The organism is Pseudomonas jilinensis, assembly GCF_003586265.1.
GTDB lineage: Bacteria > Pseudomonadota > Gammaproteobacteria > Pseudomonadales > Pseudomonadaceae > Halopseudomonas > Halopseudomonas phragmitis.
Genome location: NZ_QJSA01000016.1, coordinates 42,220 through 57,713, shown reverse-complemented (window position 1 = coordinate 57,713; position 15,494 = coordinate 42,220). Strand labels below are relative to the sequence as shown.

Sequence of the window (15,494 nt, the reverse complement as noted above, 5' to 3'; positions counted from 1 at the left end):
GGACCCGACATGAGCCAAGGCCATCGGCGACGCCAGCAGCAACATCAACCACAGCAGCACCCTCCCAACCCATGGCGGGCAGGGTGAACGCGTAGTGCTGAAGACATCCAAAGGCATGGACATAGGCGTCTCTCGGCTTAGTACAGATTTACTCTACACCCTTGAACTGTCGGACCCTTGATACAGATCAAGATAGCTGTACATCGCCCAGCCCGCCGATTCTGTCGGGCAGTTGGGCATCGCCAGCCAATCGGTTAAACTGTGCGCTTGATTTCCCGCCATGCCGAGTGGCACCCAGAGCACTGTTTAATGCCTAGCACCTTCCACGAAATACCCCGTGAACGCCCCAGCACGCCCTTGCTGGACAGCATTGACGACACCGCACGCCTGCGTGAGCTGGACGAAGAACTGCTGCCGGTACTGGCCGATGAACTGCGGGCGTTCCTGCTCTGGACAGTGGGCCAGACTGGCGGTCATTTCGGCGCGGGGCTTGGCGTGGTCGAACTCACCGTTGCTCTGCATTATGTCTACCAGACCCCGGAAGACCGGCTGATCTGGGACGTTGGCCATCAGGCCTATCCACACAAGATCCTGACCGGTCGGCGCGAGCAGATGGCGACCCTGCGCCAGAAAGACGGCCTGGCGGCCTTCCCGCGCCGCTGCGAAAGCCCTTACGACACCTTCGGCGTCGGTCACTCCAGTACCTCGATCAGCGCCGGGCTGGGCATGGCCCTTGCCGCCCGCCTTCAAGGGCTCGAGCGCCGCACGGTCGCAGTCATCGGCGATGGCGCACTGACCGCCGGCATGGCCTTCGAGGCGCTCAACCATGCCTCCGACGTCGAGCCCGACATGCTGGTCGTGCTCAACGACAACGACATGTCGATCTCGCGCAATGTCGGAGGCATGTCCAACTACCTGGCCAAGATCCTGTCCAGCAGCACCTACGCGCACATGCGCGAAGGCAGCAAGAAGGTCCTGTCGAAGATTCCCAAGGCCTGGGAGCTGGCGCGACGCACCGAGGAACACGCCAAGGGCATGCTGGTGCCCGGCACCCTGTTTGAGGAACTGGGCTGGAACTACATTGGCCCGATCGATGGCCATGATCTGCCGACCCTGATCACCACCCTGCGCAACATGCGCAGCCTCAAGGGTCCGCAGTTCCTGCATGTGATCACCAAGAAAGGCAAGGGCTTCTCACCGGCCGAAGCCGACCCGATCGGTTACCACGCCATCACCAAGCTCGAGCCCAAACCGGCCAGTAACGGCATGAGCAAGCCAAAGTTCTCCAACGTGTTCGGCCAGTGGCTGTGCGACATGGCCGCCGAGGACTCACGGCTGATTGGCATCACGCCTGCCATGAAGGAAGGCTCGGACCTGATTGCCTTCAGCGAGCGCTTCCCCGAGCGTTACTTCGATGTAGCGATTGCCGAACAGCATGCCGTGACTCTGGCCGCCGGCATGGCCTGTGAAGGCGCCAAGCCGGTGGTAGCGATTTATTCGACCTTCCTGCAACGGGCCTACGATCAGTTGATCCATGATGTCGCAGTGCAGGATCTGGACGTACTGTTCGCCATCGACCGCGCCGGTCTGGTTGGCGAAGACGGCCCCACCCACGCCGGCAGCTTCGACCTGTCATATCTGCGCTGCCTGCCCAACATGCTGGTCATGGCCCCGGCCGACGAGAATGAAACCCGGCAGATGCTGACCACCGGTTATCTGCACAACGGCCCGGCGGCGGTACGTTACCCGCGCGGCACTGGCCCCGGCGTGGCGATCGATCCCGAGCTCAAACCCCTGCCAATCGGCAAGGGCGTTATCACCCGCCAGGGCAGCCGGGTCGCCATTCTGTGCTTTGGCACCCTGCACGCCAACGCGCTGCTGGCCGCCGAATCACTGGATGCCAGCGTCGCCAACATGCGCTTCGTCAAACCGCTGGACGGCGAACTGATCCGCCAACTCGCCAGCAGCCATGAACTGCTGGTTACGGTTGAAGAGAACGCCGTGATGGGTGGCGCCGGCAGTGCCGTCAACGAGTGGCTGCACGCTGAAGGCCTCAACATTCCGGTGCTCAACCTGGGCCTGCCGGACAGTTATGTCGAGCATGCCAAACCTCGGCAAATGCTGGCCGAGTGCGGACTGGACGCCGCCGCTCTGGAACAGCGCATCCGCCAACGCCTGAGCAGCCTGACCAGCGACGACCAGCCATCGGCTGCGCTTGACCCGGTCAGCGCAAAGTCATAGAGTCCCCCCGCTTCCAGAAGTACTGGGTGCCCGGCCTGGCTTGATCAAGCCACCGGGTGAAACGGGAAGTCGGTGCAACCCCGACGCTGCCCCCGCAACGGTAAAGGATCGCAGGCTAACACCTGCAGGGAAACCACAACGCCACTGTGCTTTTACGGCATGGGAAGGCGGTTTCTTCACATCCTGAGCCCGGAGACCGGCCCAGTATTCCAGGGAACGCCCTTATGGCGTTCCCAGGGGAGCTGCTGAAAACGTCAGCGAGGCAGGCAAGACAAGGCCATTTTTAACGCCGTATTGCCAACGCAGCTAGTTTTCAGGGGCTCACCTGCTGAGGTGCCGCGGAGGGCGGCACTGGTCAGCGTGCGGCCGCCCCCGGTGCATTGCGCCGACCGCCCTCCTGACTTCCCGCCCTCCTCAAAAGCCTGACCTTTTGAGGACCGATAATGAAAAAATTTCTGCCCCTGACTCCTGCCCTGCTGGCCGCCAGCATCGTCCAGGCCAATACCGCCATCGACCTGCCGGATACCGTGATCACTGCTTCGCGGATTGAGCAGCCTCGCGAAGCCGCCCTGGCGGCCAACAGCGTGTTTACCCGTACCGATATCGAGCGCCTGCAGGCCCGCAGCGTTCCGGAATTGCTCAGCCGGGTACCGGGCCTGCAGCAGAACAACAATGGCGGGATTCCGGCCTACTTCCTGCGCGGCAGCAACACCGCGCAAACGCTGGTTCTGGTCGACGGTCAGCGCATTGCCTCCACGACCAGCGGCATTGCTCGCCTGGACTACCTGAATATCGATAATATCGAGCGGGTCGAGGTCATTCGTGGCCCACGCTCCTCGCTGTATGGTGCCGACGCCATCGGCGGCGTTATTCAGATCTTCACCCGCCAGGGCGAGCCCGGCCTCAACCCCAGCGTGCGCCTGGGCTTTGGCAGCAACCATACAGTTGAGCGCAACCTGACCCTCAGCGGCGGTGACCAGCAGACCCGCTACATGCTTGGCGCCACCCTGGATGAAAGCCGTGGCTTCGACCGCACCACCGACAAGCAGGGCAATGACCGTGACCGCGACGGCCAACGCAACAAGGCGCTGATGCTGCGTCTGGACCACAGTTTCAATGCTGACTGGCAAGCCGGGCTCAGCCTCAACGACCAGCGTGGCAAGAACGAATTCGACGATGCCTATGAATTGTTCCCCGGCTTCCCCGAAGACCAGTTCCGGGTCAGCAGCTATAACGGCCACCTGCAAGGTCAGTTGACCGAGATCTGGCAAAGCCGCCTGGAGCTCGGCCAAAGCTATGACCGCAACAAGACGGTTGGCTCCGGCAGTCCCTGGAACGATGGCCGCATCGAAACCACCCGGGATTCAGCCAGTTGGCTCAACCACCTGCAACTCAGCCCGGAACAGCGCCTGAGCGTTGGCAGCGACTGGCACCGCGACCGCCTGTCCTCGACCAACGCCTACAGCAAGACGCGCCGGGAGAATCTGGCCGGCTTCATCCAGCACAGCTGGACCCAGCAGAACTTTGCCACCGAATTGGGTGTGCGCCACGACGACAACCAGCACTTCGGCAATCACAACAGCTGGAACGCCGCGCTGGCCGTACCGGCTGGCGACCGCCAGCAATGGATTCTAAGCTACGCCGAAGGCTTCCGCGCCCCCACCTTCAATGACCTGTATGCGCCTCCGGGCTGGGGCGGCAACCCGGACCTTGATCCCGAGCGGTCAAAAAGCTGGGAACTGCAATGGCGCGCCGAAGTGCTCGACAGCCAGCTCGAAGCCTCGCTGTATCGCAACGACATCAAGGACCTGATCAACTGGAATAGCAGCACCTTCCAGATGGACAACATCAACAAGGCCCGCGTCAACGGCTTCGAGGCCGCCATCAGCCGCGACCTGTTCGGCTGGTCGAGCCGCACCGCCATCAGCTTCATCGATCCACGCAACCGGGCCACTGGCAAAACCTTGCAACTGCGCGCCCGCCGACACCTGAGCCTGGATCTGGATCGCAGCTTTGGCGACCTGTCCTTTGGCGGCACCTGGCAGCTGTTCAGCCAGCGCTACACCGATCCGGCCAACAGCGACACCCTGGCCGGTTACGGCACCCTGGACCTGCGCGCCAGTTGGCGAGCCAGCCCGGCGCTGCGCTGGGACCTGAAGCTGAGCAATGTGCTGGACCGCGACTACCACCTGGGCACCTACTCACGTCCCACGGGTTTCTGGCCGGCGCCGTCGATTGACCACCCCTACCGCGAACAGGGTCGCAGCGCCTTGCTGGCCGTGACCTGGACTCCACAGCTGTAACCACCCTGCAACTGACGGCCCGATCTGACTCGGGTCGTCAGTTGGTCGCCTGCGGCTTGCCGCGCCAAGCACCAGTTAAGGCATAATGCGCGCTTGGTTTTCATCGCATCGGATGCCGCATGTTCTTCACCGACGAGCGCCAGCACTTCTTCCGCCCGCTCACCAGCAAATACCGCGAACAGATCGTCGAATGCCTGCGCCTGCTGCATGAGCGGCTGTACAGTGCCCGCGCCGACTATGGCGAATCACCCCGCCGCGAACAGGTCCTGGATATCTTCTGCGAGGCCCTGGAGCGCGCGCCCTTGCTCGATGGCGACGACCAGGACAGCGGCCGGTTCAAGAACAACCGCGAGCAGGCCAACTGGATTCTCAACAGCCTGATCGAGCATGGCTGGCTGGAGCGCCAGGTCGACCAGGCCAGCTTTCAGTCCAGCTACCCGTTCAGCCGCCTGGGCCGGCTGTTCACCCTGCCGCTGGTCGAGGCCGACGGGCGCAGTGTACGCACCCGCCACCGCAATACCCGCAACACCCTCAACGCCCTGAGCGCCTTCGCCGAGCATGGCGAAGTCTACGACCTGCTCGATGCCCATGAATACTCCGAGCGGATCATCGCCGACTTCAGCGACATCATTGCCGAGCTGGAAGAGCGCAAGCGCGAACTGGTACGCGAGGTTGAAGCCCGGCAACTGGTACAGCAGGCCAGCGACCAGTTCTTCGAATTCATGGAGCGACGCTTTCAGCCCGACCTGGCCATTCGCCTGTCGGCCGACAGTGTCGAACGTCACCGCGAGCGCATCCTCGAGCTGCTCGAACGGATTCGGCGCAAACCCAGGGACTGGAAAGCCCATGCCGAACGCGAACTGCGGCGCCTGGCCCCTGACCTGCTGAGCGATGAGCGCAGCTCGGTGCTGTGGCAATTGCTCGATGCGATCGACAGCCGCCTGCGCAATGCCTCGGACATCATGCTGCCAGCCCTGCGCAAGACCTTGCAGAGCTTTACCCAGCGCGCCGACCTGATCATCCGCCAGCTCAGCTACCTGCACAGCCAGCAGCACAGCGACATCGTTGGCCTGTGCCGGGAGTTGTCCAATCTGCCCGAAGCCGAGCAGAGCGCCCGCCTGCAAGCCGCCGGCGAGCTCATGGCCGGCGTCGGTCTGGGCCTGCTCGACCCCGGCCAATTGCGCCTGCGCGAGCGCCGCGAGCGGCCACCAGTGCAAAGCCTGATGAGCGACCCCGGCGCCCCGGATGACGACACCCTGCACGAACTGGCCACCCAGCAGCGCCTGGACAAGGCCTTCAACATCAACGCCAGCGGCCTGCGCGACTACCTGCGCAACGCCCTGGCCGGGCGCCAGCGAATCGACAGTCGTGACCTGCCGATCACCAGCGCCAGCGATCTGCTGGCACTCAGTCACCTGATCGAACTGGCCGGCGCCGAACATGCCGCCCGCGGCCTGCAGGTACGCATCGAGCCCAGTGGCCAGACGATTACCGACGAAACCTATTTCAGCCGCCGCGACGGCTTCATTATCGAACTGGAACACGACGACCATGCGTGAAGCCCTGAACGCCCAACTGGCCGAACGCGGCCTGAGCAGTGAGGAGTTTTCCGAGCTGATGATCCGCCTGCTTGATCGCGGTGTGCTGTGCCGTGACGACAGCAAGCGTGAGGCCGAGCTCTATGACCGCTTCTTGCAGGTACGCGAACTGGTCGAGGATTACCTTGAGATACTGCGCATCCGCCTGCTGCACGAGCCGCGCTTCAACCTGCTGCGGCTGTTCCCACCCGGTGCCGAAGTGCCCGGCCTGGCTGACAGCGACGACGATTTTCGCACCGGCCTGCGCCAGCGCCTGAACCAACAGGAAGTGGCCCTGATCCTGGTGCTGCGCGCCGAATACGACAAGGCCCTGCGCGAAGGTCAGGTCGACGAGCAGGGCCAGGTGCTGCTGACCCTGGAAGCCCTCAACCTCAGCAGCCGCAACCTGCTGGGCAAACCGCTGCCGGAAAGTCTCAGCGAGCGCCAGGCGCTGTTGCGCCGCCTTCGCCAACTGCGACTGATCCGCAGCCCCGGTGACAACAGCAGTGAAGAGGATGCCTGGCTGCTGATCCGCCCCGGCATTCTCAGCCTGGTCACCGACAGCGCCCTGAATCAACTGGCCAGCCCCGAGGCCAACGACCTGGACGAGGACGCGCCCTGATGTATCTGAAACGCTCAATCACCGTGAACTGGGGCAACCTGCCGGTCGAAGAACTGGAGTACGGCCCGGTCAACCTGTTTTCCGGCGGCAACGGCTCGGGCAAGACCACCGCCGCCGATGCCCTGCAAACCCTGATGACCGCCGCCCACGACAACCTGTTCAACTACAACCCCGGGCAGGACGAAACCACCCAGCGTGGGCGCGGCGGCAAGCAGGTGCGGACCCTGGCCTCCTACGTGCTGGGCTGTGACGATGGTGCCTACGCCCGGCCCTGGGATACCGACGGCTACATCGCCGGCGTGTTCCACCCGACCCAAGGCGAAAGCGCCGAGCCCTTTACCGCAGTCATCGGCGTGCGCGCCCACCTCGACAGCGCCGGCAGCAGCCGCCAGGCTCGCCAGAACGAACTGCTGCTGATGATCGTTCCCGGTGAAATGCTGTCGCTGTCGCATCTAGTGCGCGAGGCCGACGACGGCCGCCACGTGGTCCCGGTTACCGAACTCCCGACCCTGTTGCGCCGCCAGTTCGGCAAGGCCGGCGTCGAACTCTACGAGCGCAAAAGCGCCTATCTGGCCCGGCTGTATGGCGCACTGCGCGGGCGCCGTGATGCGGTATCGATACGCGAGGCCAAGAATGCCGCACGCACCTTCGCCAACTTCATGGCCTACAAACCGGTCAAGTCGATCGACCAGTTCGTTGCCGAAGAAGTACTGGAAGCCCGCGACTTTGGCGACACCATCCGGCGGATTCGCGAACTGCTGCGCACCGTGCACGGCATGGAGCAGGAAGCCGGCCGCTTGCGTGATGCCGTGGCCCTGCTCCAGCAGTCACGCGATCAGGCCGACCAGTACCTGGAAGGCTGGCTCGAGCGCACCGGGCTCGACTATGCCGCCGCAGCCCAAACCTGGCGGCAGAATCAGAAACAGTATCTGGCGGCCAAGGACGAACAGCGCCAACTGGCGGCGCGCCTGGCCAGCAATCTCGACGAGCAGCGCCTGACCAACGAGCGCCTGGAGCAGGCCCATCAGGAGCTGGTGCAACTGGAAGCCCGGCGTCAGGGCATCCCGGCCCTGCACAACAAGGACCAACTGGAAAGTCGCCAGCGCCAGCTGCATGAGCAGTTACAGACCGGGGTCGCCCCGCTGCTGCAACAGGCCCGCCAGCGCGACCAGAACGTCGCAGCCCTGCGCAGCCTGCAGCAACTGCTCAGCCAGCACAGCTTGGGCCTGGAACTGCCGCAACTGGCCAGCCGTGGCTGGCGGGAAACCAGCCAGGCGGTACTGGCCGCCGAACAGCAACCAGTGGCCGATCTCAACCAGTTGCTGGCCCGCGACTGGATCGACCTCAGCCCGCTGGATGCCGGCCTGGACGCCATTCGCAGCCAGCAGCACAGCCACAACCTGCTGGCCGAACACCTGTACGCCGAGGGCAGCGACGGCATCAGTCTGCTGCAGAAGGTTGACCGGCTGGGCCAGGAGCGCGCCGCCGCAGTCACCAGCCTGGAGCGCCAGGTCAGCCAGTGCGAACAACAGATCAGCACCCTGCGCGCCAGCCGGGTCAGCTATCCCGGTTATGTCGAAGACGCCCTGCGCGCCATTCGCCAGCAGTGCCCGCAGGCCGACCCGCGGGTCCTGTGCGATTATGTCGAAGTGCTCGACCCGGACTGGCAAATGGCGATCGAAGGCTATATCGGCGGCAGCCGCTTCGCCATTCTGGTCGAACCGGCCTTCGAGGCCGAAGCCATCCGTATCGTCCGCCAGCTCAGCAGCCGCGAACGCAACCGCGCCCGGGTGATTCAGGGCGACAAGGCCCGCCAGGATGCCGAACGGCTCAGCGTACCGGAGGATTCGATCCTCAAGGTCATGCGCTTTGGCCACAAGATTGCTGAGTACTACCTGCGCGCCTCCTATGCCGGAGTACAGCGTGTCGAGCATGCCGATGCGCTACGCCAGACCCGCCGCGGCATCACCCGCGAAGGACTGGGTTCGGGCAACTATGCACTGTTCCGCTGCGATATCGACGACAGCCAACTGGTGTTCGGTGCCGAAGCCCGCGAGCGCAACCTGCGTGCCCAGGAAAGCCAGCTGGAGCAGTTGCACCTGCAACGTCACGCCCTGCGTCAGCAACAGCAGGCACTGCAGCAACTGGCCCAGTTGCTGAACCAGATCAAACCACTGGACTACGCGGCCCGGGCCAGCGCTCTGCTCGATTGCCAGCGCCAGCTCCGCGAACTCGAACAGCAACTGGACAGTCTCGATCTGGGCAACCACGGCGATCTGGACGACCAGCAGTCACGGGTCAGCCAACGCTACCGCGAACTCGAACAACGCCAGCGCGAACTGCTCGAAGAGCATGGCCGGCTGGACGAAAAACACCGCCAGCTCAGCCAGCGGATCAACCAGCTGGCCGACCAGAGCGACACCCTGCTGGAAGCCAAGGACGCTGCCGAACAGCATCTGCTGGAAGCCGCCAGCGGCCTGCCCGGCCTGGATCCGCAGCAGCGCCTGGAGCAGCTCGACGCCATGCTAGAACAGGCCCACAGCCCCTTCGACTTCGTCGCCGACAGCGCCACCCTGACCACTCGTCTGCACCAGCAGGCGATCAGTCTGGAGCGCGCCATCGAGCAGTACAACCAGCAGTCCCAGCCGGCTGACCAGTTGCTGCACGACTGCGCCGACGAACTGCACAGCCTTGGTTTTTTCCGCCATATCGGCGGCCTGCAGCGCCAGCTCGACAACCTCTACAATCGCCTGCGCAACAACGTCCTGCTGGAAAAGCAGAACCAGCTGGCCAGCCTGCGCGACAGCTTCAACACCACCTTCGTCAGCGACCTGTGCCATGAAATCCACCAGGCCATCAACGACGGCCGGCGGATTCTGGAACAACTGAACCTGGAGCTGGAACACCACCAGTTCGGTGCCGACCGCGAGCGCTTCCAGTTCGACTGGGACTGGTTGCCCGAATACAAGGAATACTGGGATTTCTTCCAGGAAGTAATGCAGATGCCCAACCTGGGTGATGGCGCCAGCCTGTTCGACAGCAATCTGTCCGAACGCGCCGCCAGCATCCGCGACCGGCTGCTGTCGCTGCTGCTCGATGGTGACGAGCAGCAGGCCCTGCGCGAGCTGGAGCGGCTCAGCGACTACCGCCGCTACCGCCGCTACGACATTCTCAAGCACCCCCAGGGCAAGCCGGCGATCCGCCTCAGCGAATACGGCACCGGCTCAGGTGGGCAGTTGGAAACCCCGGCCTATATCATTCGCGCCGCCGCCGTGACCAGCGCCTTCCGCTTCAATGAGGGCGACAGCCACCTGCGCATGGTGATCGTCGATGAAGCCTTCATGCACATGGACGAAACCCGCTCACGCGAGGTGATCGGCTACTTGACCGAAACCCTGGGGCTGCAACTGATCTTCATCATGCCGACCAGCAAGGCCGGTCCCTTCCTCGACCTGATCAGCAACCAGTTCGTGTTCAGCAAGGTGCCCAGCCGTCAGCCGGTCGGTGAACTCAACACCCGGGTACTGCTCGACCGGCAACAACTCAACCGCGAAAGGGTGGCCGAGCTGTGGGCCCAGCATCGACGAGTCATCCGCCAGCAGGGGATGCTGGACTTTATGGAAGAACTGGTTTGAGTGACCGCGCTCAGGCTTTCTTGCCTGGGCGCTGGTCCTTGATCAGCAACTGATTGTTCTCGCGCTTGATCGTGAACAGGCCGATGCCCTCAAGCAGCCCGCTGAATTTGCTGTAGCCATAGTTGCGCGGATCGAACTCGGGCATCTGCTTGGCCAACTGACTACCCACCGGCCCCAGGTTAGCCCAGCCCTCATCATCAGAAGCGGCCTCGATGGCCTGACGCAACTGATGACACAGCTTGGTATCCTGACGCAGCTCCTGCGCACTCTTGCGCTTGATCGCCGCTTCTTCGGTTTCCGGGTTGCTGGTAAAGATTTCCGTGTAGATAAACCGGTCGCAGGCCGCCACGAACGGCTTGGGGGTCTTGCGCTCGCCAAAACCGTAAACCACCTTGCCGGATTCGCGCAGGCGTGAGGCCAGACGGGTAAAGTCGCTGTCGCTGGATACAATACAGAAGCCACCAAACTCACCGGTATACAGCAGATCCATGGCGTCGATGATCATCGCGCTGTCGGTGGCGTTCTTGCCACTGGTATAGGCGAACTGCTGGATCGGCTGAATCGAATGCTCCAGCAGCGCCGCCTTCCACTTGCCCAGCGCCGGCGTGGTCCAGTCACCGTAGATGCGCTTGACACTGGCCACTCCAAACTTCGCCACCTCAGCCAGCAACCCCTCGACGATCGCCGGGTTGGCATTGTCCGCATCGATCAACACCGCCAGCCCCACATTGTGCCCATTGCTACCTGCACTCATAACCCGGCTCCTGCCCGTGATGGAAAGGCTCATGCTGGCATGCTTTGGCGGGCTTGAACAGCGGGCGCTATGGCCGGATCGTGTCCGCATGCGGCGCACTGAAACCGCGCTGCTCCTGCCAAACCAACTCACACAGCACCCTCACCCCCTCTACCGCAGCCGGAGTCGGACGTACCAGGGTGTTGCTGTCGAGCACGAACAGCGCCTCATGACGCACCGCCCGCAGGTGCGGAAACTGGCGCCAACGCTGAAGCCAGGGGGCGGCCAGCTTGCGCTCGTCAGCCAGCAGGATAATCACATCCGGGTCGGCGGCAATGACACTTTCCCGACCGATCTGCGGAGCCAGAATAGCCAGGTCGGCGAAGATGTTGCGAGCACCGCAGTGGCGCAGGGCATCGCCCATCAACTGGGCGTCGCTGATGGTATACAGCGGGTCGTCCCAGAGCTGAATGAACACCCGGGGAGAGTCCTCGGTCAGTGGCCGGTGCAACTGCGCCAGTTGCTGGTGGTAGCTATCGACCAGTGCAGCAGCGCGGGCTTCGGTCGCGCTCAGACGCCCCACCGCCAGGGTAACCTCGGCAATCTGCGCCAGGCTTTGCGGGTCAAAGCGCTCGACCCGCAGTCCCAACTGCTCCAGGCGTGCCAGCAACTCCGGCGGATTGCCGCTGGTCCAGGCCAGGACCATATCGGGACGGGTCGCCAGAATACGCTCGACCGGCAGGCTCTGGTGGCTGCCGACCCGGGTTACCGTGGCCAGCTCGGGCGGCAGGTTGCCGTCGTCGAGCACGCCGACCAGGCGCTCGCCAGCGTCGAGTTGTACGATCAGATCAGTGAGAAAAGGGGCGAGGCTGACGATCCGTTCGGCCGCCAGTGCTGGCAGGCTGACCAGCACCAGCAGTGTGGTCAGCAGCCAGCGCAGCATCACTGGTTTGCGGCCTGGACCCAGGCAGCCGGTGGGCGATACAGCAGCATCACGCCCTGGCTGGCCAGCACCAGCAGAATCAGCGGCACCAGTTCACCGGCGCAGACATACTGCAGCATGCCGATCCAGCCTGGCAGCTTGGCATTGAGCAGGCCCAGCAGTTGCTGATGATGCAGCCGCGCCCAGGCCGCTTCCGCTTCGGGCTGCTGCCCCTGACGATCAGCTTCGATCAGTGCCTGCTTGTAATACCGAAAGCGCCGCAGGGTAAGGAACACACTAGCAACCCCGACCACGAACAGCGGGATGGCCGCTTGCTCCCAGGCACCTTGCCAACTGCCAAGGAACCAGACCAGAGCAATCGGCAGGCCCAGCGAAACGACGGTCTGCAAGCGCCAGTTGCGCTGCAGGGCTTTCCAGTGCGGACGCGTATCAAACATCAGTCGGCCTCGGCCTGATGGATGTTGCCCAACATATGCCCAAGCTTGCCGGCCTTGGTCGCCAGGTACTTGCGGTTATGCGGGTTGAGACCAAACTGCAGCGGCAAACGCTCGGCTACCGGCACCCCGAACTCTTCCAGCGCCTTGACCTTACGCGGGTTGTTGGTCAGCAGTTTGAGGGTCTTGATGCCCAGATGCTCGAGCATCGGCTTGCAGATGCTGTAATCGCGCTGGTCGGCGCCAAAGCCAAGCTGCTCGTTGGCTTCGACGGTATCAGCACCGCCATCCTGCAGGTGGTAGGCGCGGATCTTGTTCATCAGGCCAATGCCCCGGCCTTCCTGGCGCAGATACAGCAGCGCCCCACGACCTTCATCGGCAATCGCTTTGAGCGCCGCCTCCAACTGGAAGCCGCAGTCGCAGCGCAGACTGAACAGCGCGTCGCCAGTCAGGCATTCGGAATGCAGCCGGCCGAGGACCGGCTGGCCATCGGCGATCTCGCCCATCGTCAGCACCACATGCTCCTTGCCGGTTTCTTCCTCGAAGAATCCGTGCATGGTGAAGGTGCCCCACGGGGTCGGCAACTTGGACGAAGCAATGAAGGTGACTGCCACACCGGACTCCTGTACAGCCGCTGCACACAAAAAGGGGCAGCCATATTAGCAGGTGCGGAACCTGACCGCGACGGTCAGAAGCCTCTGAATAGTGCCTATGGGACACCTGAAAAACGTAGGCGAGGCAGGCAAGACAAGGCAAAAACAGCCGAAAAAGCGCAGTTTACGTGTGGTAAATGAGCATTTTGAGGCTGTTTTTAACGCAGTATTGCCAACACAGGTAGTTTTTCAGAGGTTCCCTAATAACGGCGCTCGAGCACCAGACTACTGCCCTGATCATCCATCCGCACCCGGCTGAGATAACTCATGCCCAGCAGCACCTCCAGGGGAAAGCCGCCCTCCAGCACCAGTCCCTCGACGCCGGTCAGCTCGATATCGCCGACCTTGACCCGATCCAGCCGCACCCGGTAGCCGTTGGCCTGGCCACTGGCGGTAGCGGCCTGCACCGGGGTGCCGGCAATCCGGTAGTCGATACCCAGACGTCGGGCCTGCACCGAGCTCATGGCCACGCTGGTGGCACCGGTATCAACCAGAAACTGGACACCCTGACCATTGATCGAGCCAGCGATACGGTAGTGCCCGCCATCGCCGCGCGGGATACTGACCCGCTGGCGCTCCGGCTGGGCAAAGCCCTCGGTGTAATCGCGCTCAAGCCGGAACTGACGGGTCTGACCATTGATTCGCAGGGTCGCGCTGTGACTGTCGGCACTGAGCAGCTCGATACCCTGCGGCCCAGGCCGGCCGGCCCGGAGCATATGTCGCTGACCGTCGACGGTGATCACCGCCGCACCGGAAAACAAACCAACCACTCTGACCACCGGCTCGGCAAACGCCAGCGGGGCCAACAGCGCAACAGGCAGAATCAGCAAGCGTTTCATCGGGGCTCCCGAATTGATCGCATCGATGAACTCAGAATAGCGGCAGCAGCGCCCACTCGGCCAGCCACAGGACCGCCAGGGCCATGAACCCGGCGATGATATCGTCCAGCATGATGCCCAGACCGCCGTGCACATGCCGGTCAATCCAGCGAATCGGCCAGGGTTTCCAGATATCGAACAGCCGGAACAGCACAAAACCGGCGAGCAGCCACGCCCAGCCGGGCGGTGCCAGCCACAGGGCGATCCACAGCCCGACAAATTCATCCCAGACGATCCCGCCGTGATCGTGCACACCCAGGTCGCGCGAGGTACGTCCGCACAGCCAGATACCGAGCAGGGTGCTGACGATCAGCACCAGGGTATAGCCTCCAGGCGGTAATTGCTGCCACAGCAGCACAAACGGCAGCGCCGCCAGGGTGCCCCAGGTTCCGGGCGCGCGCGGCATCGCGCCGCTACCAAACCCAAAGGCAAGAAAATGAATAGGGTTGCGCCACACCGATGCCGGGGTGGGTTCTCGGGACTCAGCCATCCTGGGACTCCTTGAAGTGTTGGTAACCGGGTAATGCGCTGACCCGCTCCGGCCCTTGGCCCTGATCGAGCCAGACGCCCTCGCCCGCTGCCACTTCGCCGATTACCCGCAACCACCAGCCGTCAGCCTCCAGCCGGGCTCTGTGCCTGGCAGGCAGACTGAACAGCAAGACGTAGTCATCGCCAGCGCCTAGCATCCAGTTCAGCCGCTGAGGTTCGGGCCAGCAGGCCAGGGCAGCGGAACAGGGCAGATCGGCGGCACGGATATGCACGGCAACGCCGCTGGCGGCAGCCAGATGTCCGGCGTCAGCCAGCAACCCGTCGGAAATGTCCAGCCCGGCACTGGCAACACCGGCCAGTGCCATGCCCAATCCACACTGGGCTCGCGGTCGCCAGAAGCGTTGCAGCAGATAGTCGCGCCCGGCCGGATCAAGTGCTGGCGGGGCCGCCTGGCTCTGCACCAGCGCCAGCCCGGCACCAGCATCGCCCAGCGGGCCACCGACGCACAGCAGATCACCCGCCGCGGCGCCAGCACGGCGCAGCGCCTGGCCGGCGGCAACCTGGCCGAATACGGTGAGTCCAAGATTCAGCGGGCCTCGGGTGGTATCGCCGCCGATCAGGCTGATCCGGTGATCAGCGGCAGCAGCGGCCAAGCCCTCGGCAAAACCGGCCAGCCAGTCCTCGCGGACAGCAGGCAGGGTCAGCGCCAGGGTAAAGGCAAGCGGGGTGGCGGCCATAGCCGCCAGGTCACTGACCGCCACCGCCAGGGCGCGGTAGCCAAGATCGGCAGGCAGGTAGTCGAGCGGGAAATGCACCCCTTCGACCAGGCTGTCGGTGGAGATCACCAACTGCTGGCCGGGGGCAGGCTGCAGCAAGGCGGCGTCATCGCCGATGCTCTGGATGATGGCCGCCTGCGGGCCAGCCTTCTCCAGCGCTGCACTGCGAAAATAACGCCGGATCAGCTCAAACTCACCCAGCGCCATGAC

At 63.7% G+C, this 15,494-nt stretch carries 12 protein-coding genes and 1 riboswitch; of the genes, 5 read left to right on the top strand and 7 right to left on the bottom strand.

Annotated elements, in window-relative coordinates:
* Nucleotides 1–309: 309 nt before the first annotated feature.
* From dxs to C2846_RS16210, 5 genes are all read left to right on the top strand, one after another.
* The gene (gene dxs, locus C2846_RS16230; RefSeq protein ID WP_080048659.1) at nt 310–2,241 is read left to right on the top strand and encodes a 1-deoxy-D-xylulose-5-phosphate synthase; all 1,932 of its coding nucleotides are present in this window, start codon (nt 310–312) and stop codon (nt 2,239–2,241) included.
* Nucleotides 2,242–2,248: 7 nt separating this feature from the next.
* Nucleotides 2,249–2,460: riboswitch (cobalamin riboswitch) on the top strand.
* Between the two features lie 224 nt (nt 2,461–2,684).
* On the top strand, nt 2,685–4,544 hold the full coding sequence (locus C2846_RS16225; protein WP_119701953.1) for a TonB-dependent receptor domain-containing protein: 1,860 nt from the start codon (nt 2,685–2,687) through the stop codon (nt 4,542–4,544).
* A gap of 119 nt (nt 4,545–4,663) precedes the next feature.
* Entirely contained in the window at nt 4,664–6,103 is a 1,440-nt protein-coding gene (locus C2846_RS16220; RefSeq protein WP_119701952.1) for a Wadjet anti-phage system protein JetA family protein, read from the top strand.
* Nucleotides 6,096–6,743, top strand: coding sequence for a DUF4194 domain-containing protein (locus C2846_RS16215; protein ID WP_119701951.1), 648 nt, complete (start codon nt 6,096–6,098; stop codon nt 6,741–6,743). Before C2846_RS16220 ends, C2846_RS16215 begins: the two co-directional genes overlap by 8 nt.
* Entirely contained in the window at nt 6,743–10,378 is a 3,636-nt protein-coding gene (locus C2846_RS16210) for an ATP-binding protein (RefSeq protein WP_119701950.1), read from the top strand. Before C2846_RS16215 ends, C2846_RS16210 begins: the two co-directional genes overlap by 1 nt.
* Before the next feature lie 10 nt (nt 10,379–10,388).
* On the opposite strand, the gene C2846_RS16205 is transcribed toward C2846_RS16210, so the two are convergent.
* The 7 genes from C2846_RS16205 to thiL all read right to left on the bottom strand — a co-directional run bounded on the left by C2846_RS16205 (nt 10,389) and on the right by thiL (nt 15,485).
* Nucleotides 10,389–11,132, bottom strand: a complete 744-nt coding sequence (locus C2846_RS16205) for an NYN domain-containing protein (protein ID WP_119701949.1) — start codon at nt 11,130–11,132, stop codon at nt 10,389–10,391.
* Nucleotides 11,133–11,199: 67 nt separating this feature from the next.
* Nucleotides 11,200–12,054, bottom strand: a complete 855-nt coding sequence (locus tag C2846_RS16200; protein WP_119701948.1) for a helical backbone metal receptor — start codon at nt 12,052–12,054, stop codon at nt 11,200–11,202.
* A complete protein-coding gene (locus C2846_RS16195; RefSeq protein WP_080048666.1) occupies nt 12,054–12,491 on the bottom strand; it encodes a hypothetical protein in 438 nt (145 codons plus the stop codon). Before C2846_RS16195 ends, C2846_RS16200 begins: the two co-directional genes overlap by 1 nt.
* The gene (ribA, locus tag C2846_RS16190; protein ID WP_080048667.1) at nt 12,491–13,102 is read right to left on the bottom strand and encodes a GTP cyclohydrolase II; all 612 of its coding nucleotides are present in this window, start codon (nt 13,100–13,102) and stop codon (nt 12,491–12,493) included. Before ribA ends, C2846_RS16195 begins: the two co-directional genes overlap by 1 nt.
* A 239-nt stretch (nt 13,103–13,341) precedes the next feature.
* On the bottom strand, nt 13,342–13,980 hold the full coding sequence (locus tag C2846_RS16180) for a retropepsin-like aspartic protease family protein (protein WP_080048669.1): 639 nt from the start codon (nt 13,978–13,980) through the stop codon (nt 13,342–13,344).
* 31 nt (nt 13,981–14,011) lie between these two features.
* A complete protein-coding gene (locus tag C2846_RS16175) occupies nt 14,012–14,509 on the bottom strand; it encodes a phosphatidylglycerophosphatase A family protein (RefSeq protein ID WP_080048670.1) in 498 nt (165 codons plus the stop codon).
* Nucleotides 14,502–15,485, bottom strand: a complete 984-nt coding sequence (gene thiL / locus C2846_RS16170; protein WP_119701966.1) for a thiamine-phosphate kinase — start codon at nt 15,483–15,485, stop codon at nt 14,502–14,504. Before thiL ends, C2846_RS16175 begins: the two co-directional genes overlap by 8 nt.
* Nucleotides 15,486–15,494: the final 9 nt, after the last annotated feature.

Excerpts from the sequence above, each read along its gene's own strand:
- dxs (WP_080048659.1), top strand. The coding sequence starts at position 310 with ATGCCTAGCACCTTCCACGAAATACCCCGTGAACGCCCCAGCACGCCC.
- C2846_RS16225 (WP_119701953.1), top strand. The coding sequence starts at position 2,685 with ATGAAAAAATTTCTGCCCCTGACTCCTGCCCTGCTGGCCGCCAGCATC.
- C2846_RS16220 (WP_119701952.1), top strand. The coding sequence starts at position 4,664 with ATGTTCTTCACCGACGAGCGCCAGCACTTCTTCCGCCCGCTCACCAGC.
- C2846_RS16215 (WP_119701951.1), top strand. The coding sequence starts at position 6,096 with ATGCGTGAAGCCCTGAACGCCCAACTGGCCGAACGCGGCCTGAGCAGT.
- C2846_RS16210 (WP_119701950.1), top strand. The coding sequence starts at position 6,743 with ATGTATCTGAAACGCTCAATCACCGTGAACTGGGGCAACCTGCCGGTC.
- C2846_RS16205 (WP_119701949.1), bottom strand. The coding sequence starts at position 11,132 with ATGAGTGCAGGTAGCAATGGGCACAATGTGGGGCTGGCGGTGTTGATC.
- C2846_RS16200 (WP_119701948.1), bottom strand. The coding sequence starts at position 12,054 with ATGCTGCGCTGGCTGCTGACCACACTGCTGGTGCTGGTCAGCCTGCCA.
- C2846_RS16195 (WP_080048666.1), bottom strand. The coding sequence starts at position 12,491 with ATGTTTGATACGCGTCCGCACTGGAAAGCCCTGCAGCGCAACTGGCGC.
- C2846_RS16180 (WP_080048669.1), bottom strand. The coding sequence starts at position 13,980 with ATGAAACGCTTGCTGATTCTGCCTGTTGCGCTGTTGGCCCCGCTGGCG.
- C2846_RS16175 (WP_080048670.1), bottom strand. The coding sequence starts at position 14,509 with ATGGCTGAGTCCCGAGAACCCACCCCGGCATCGGTGTGGCGCAACCCT.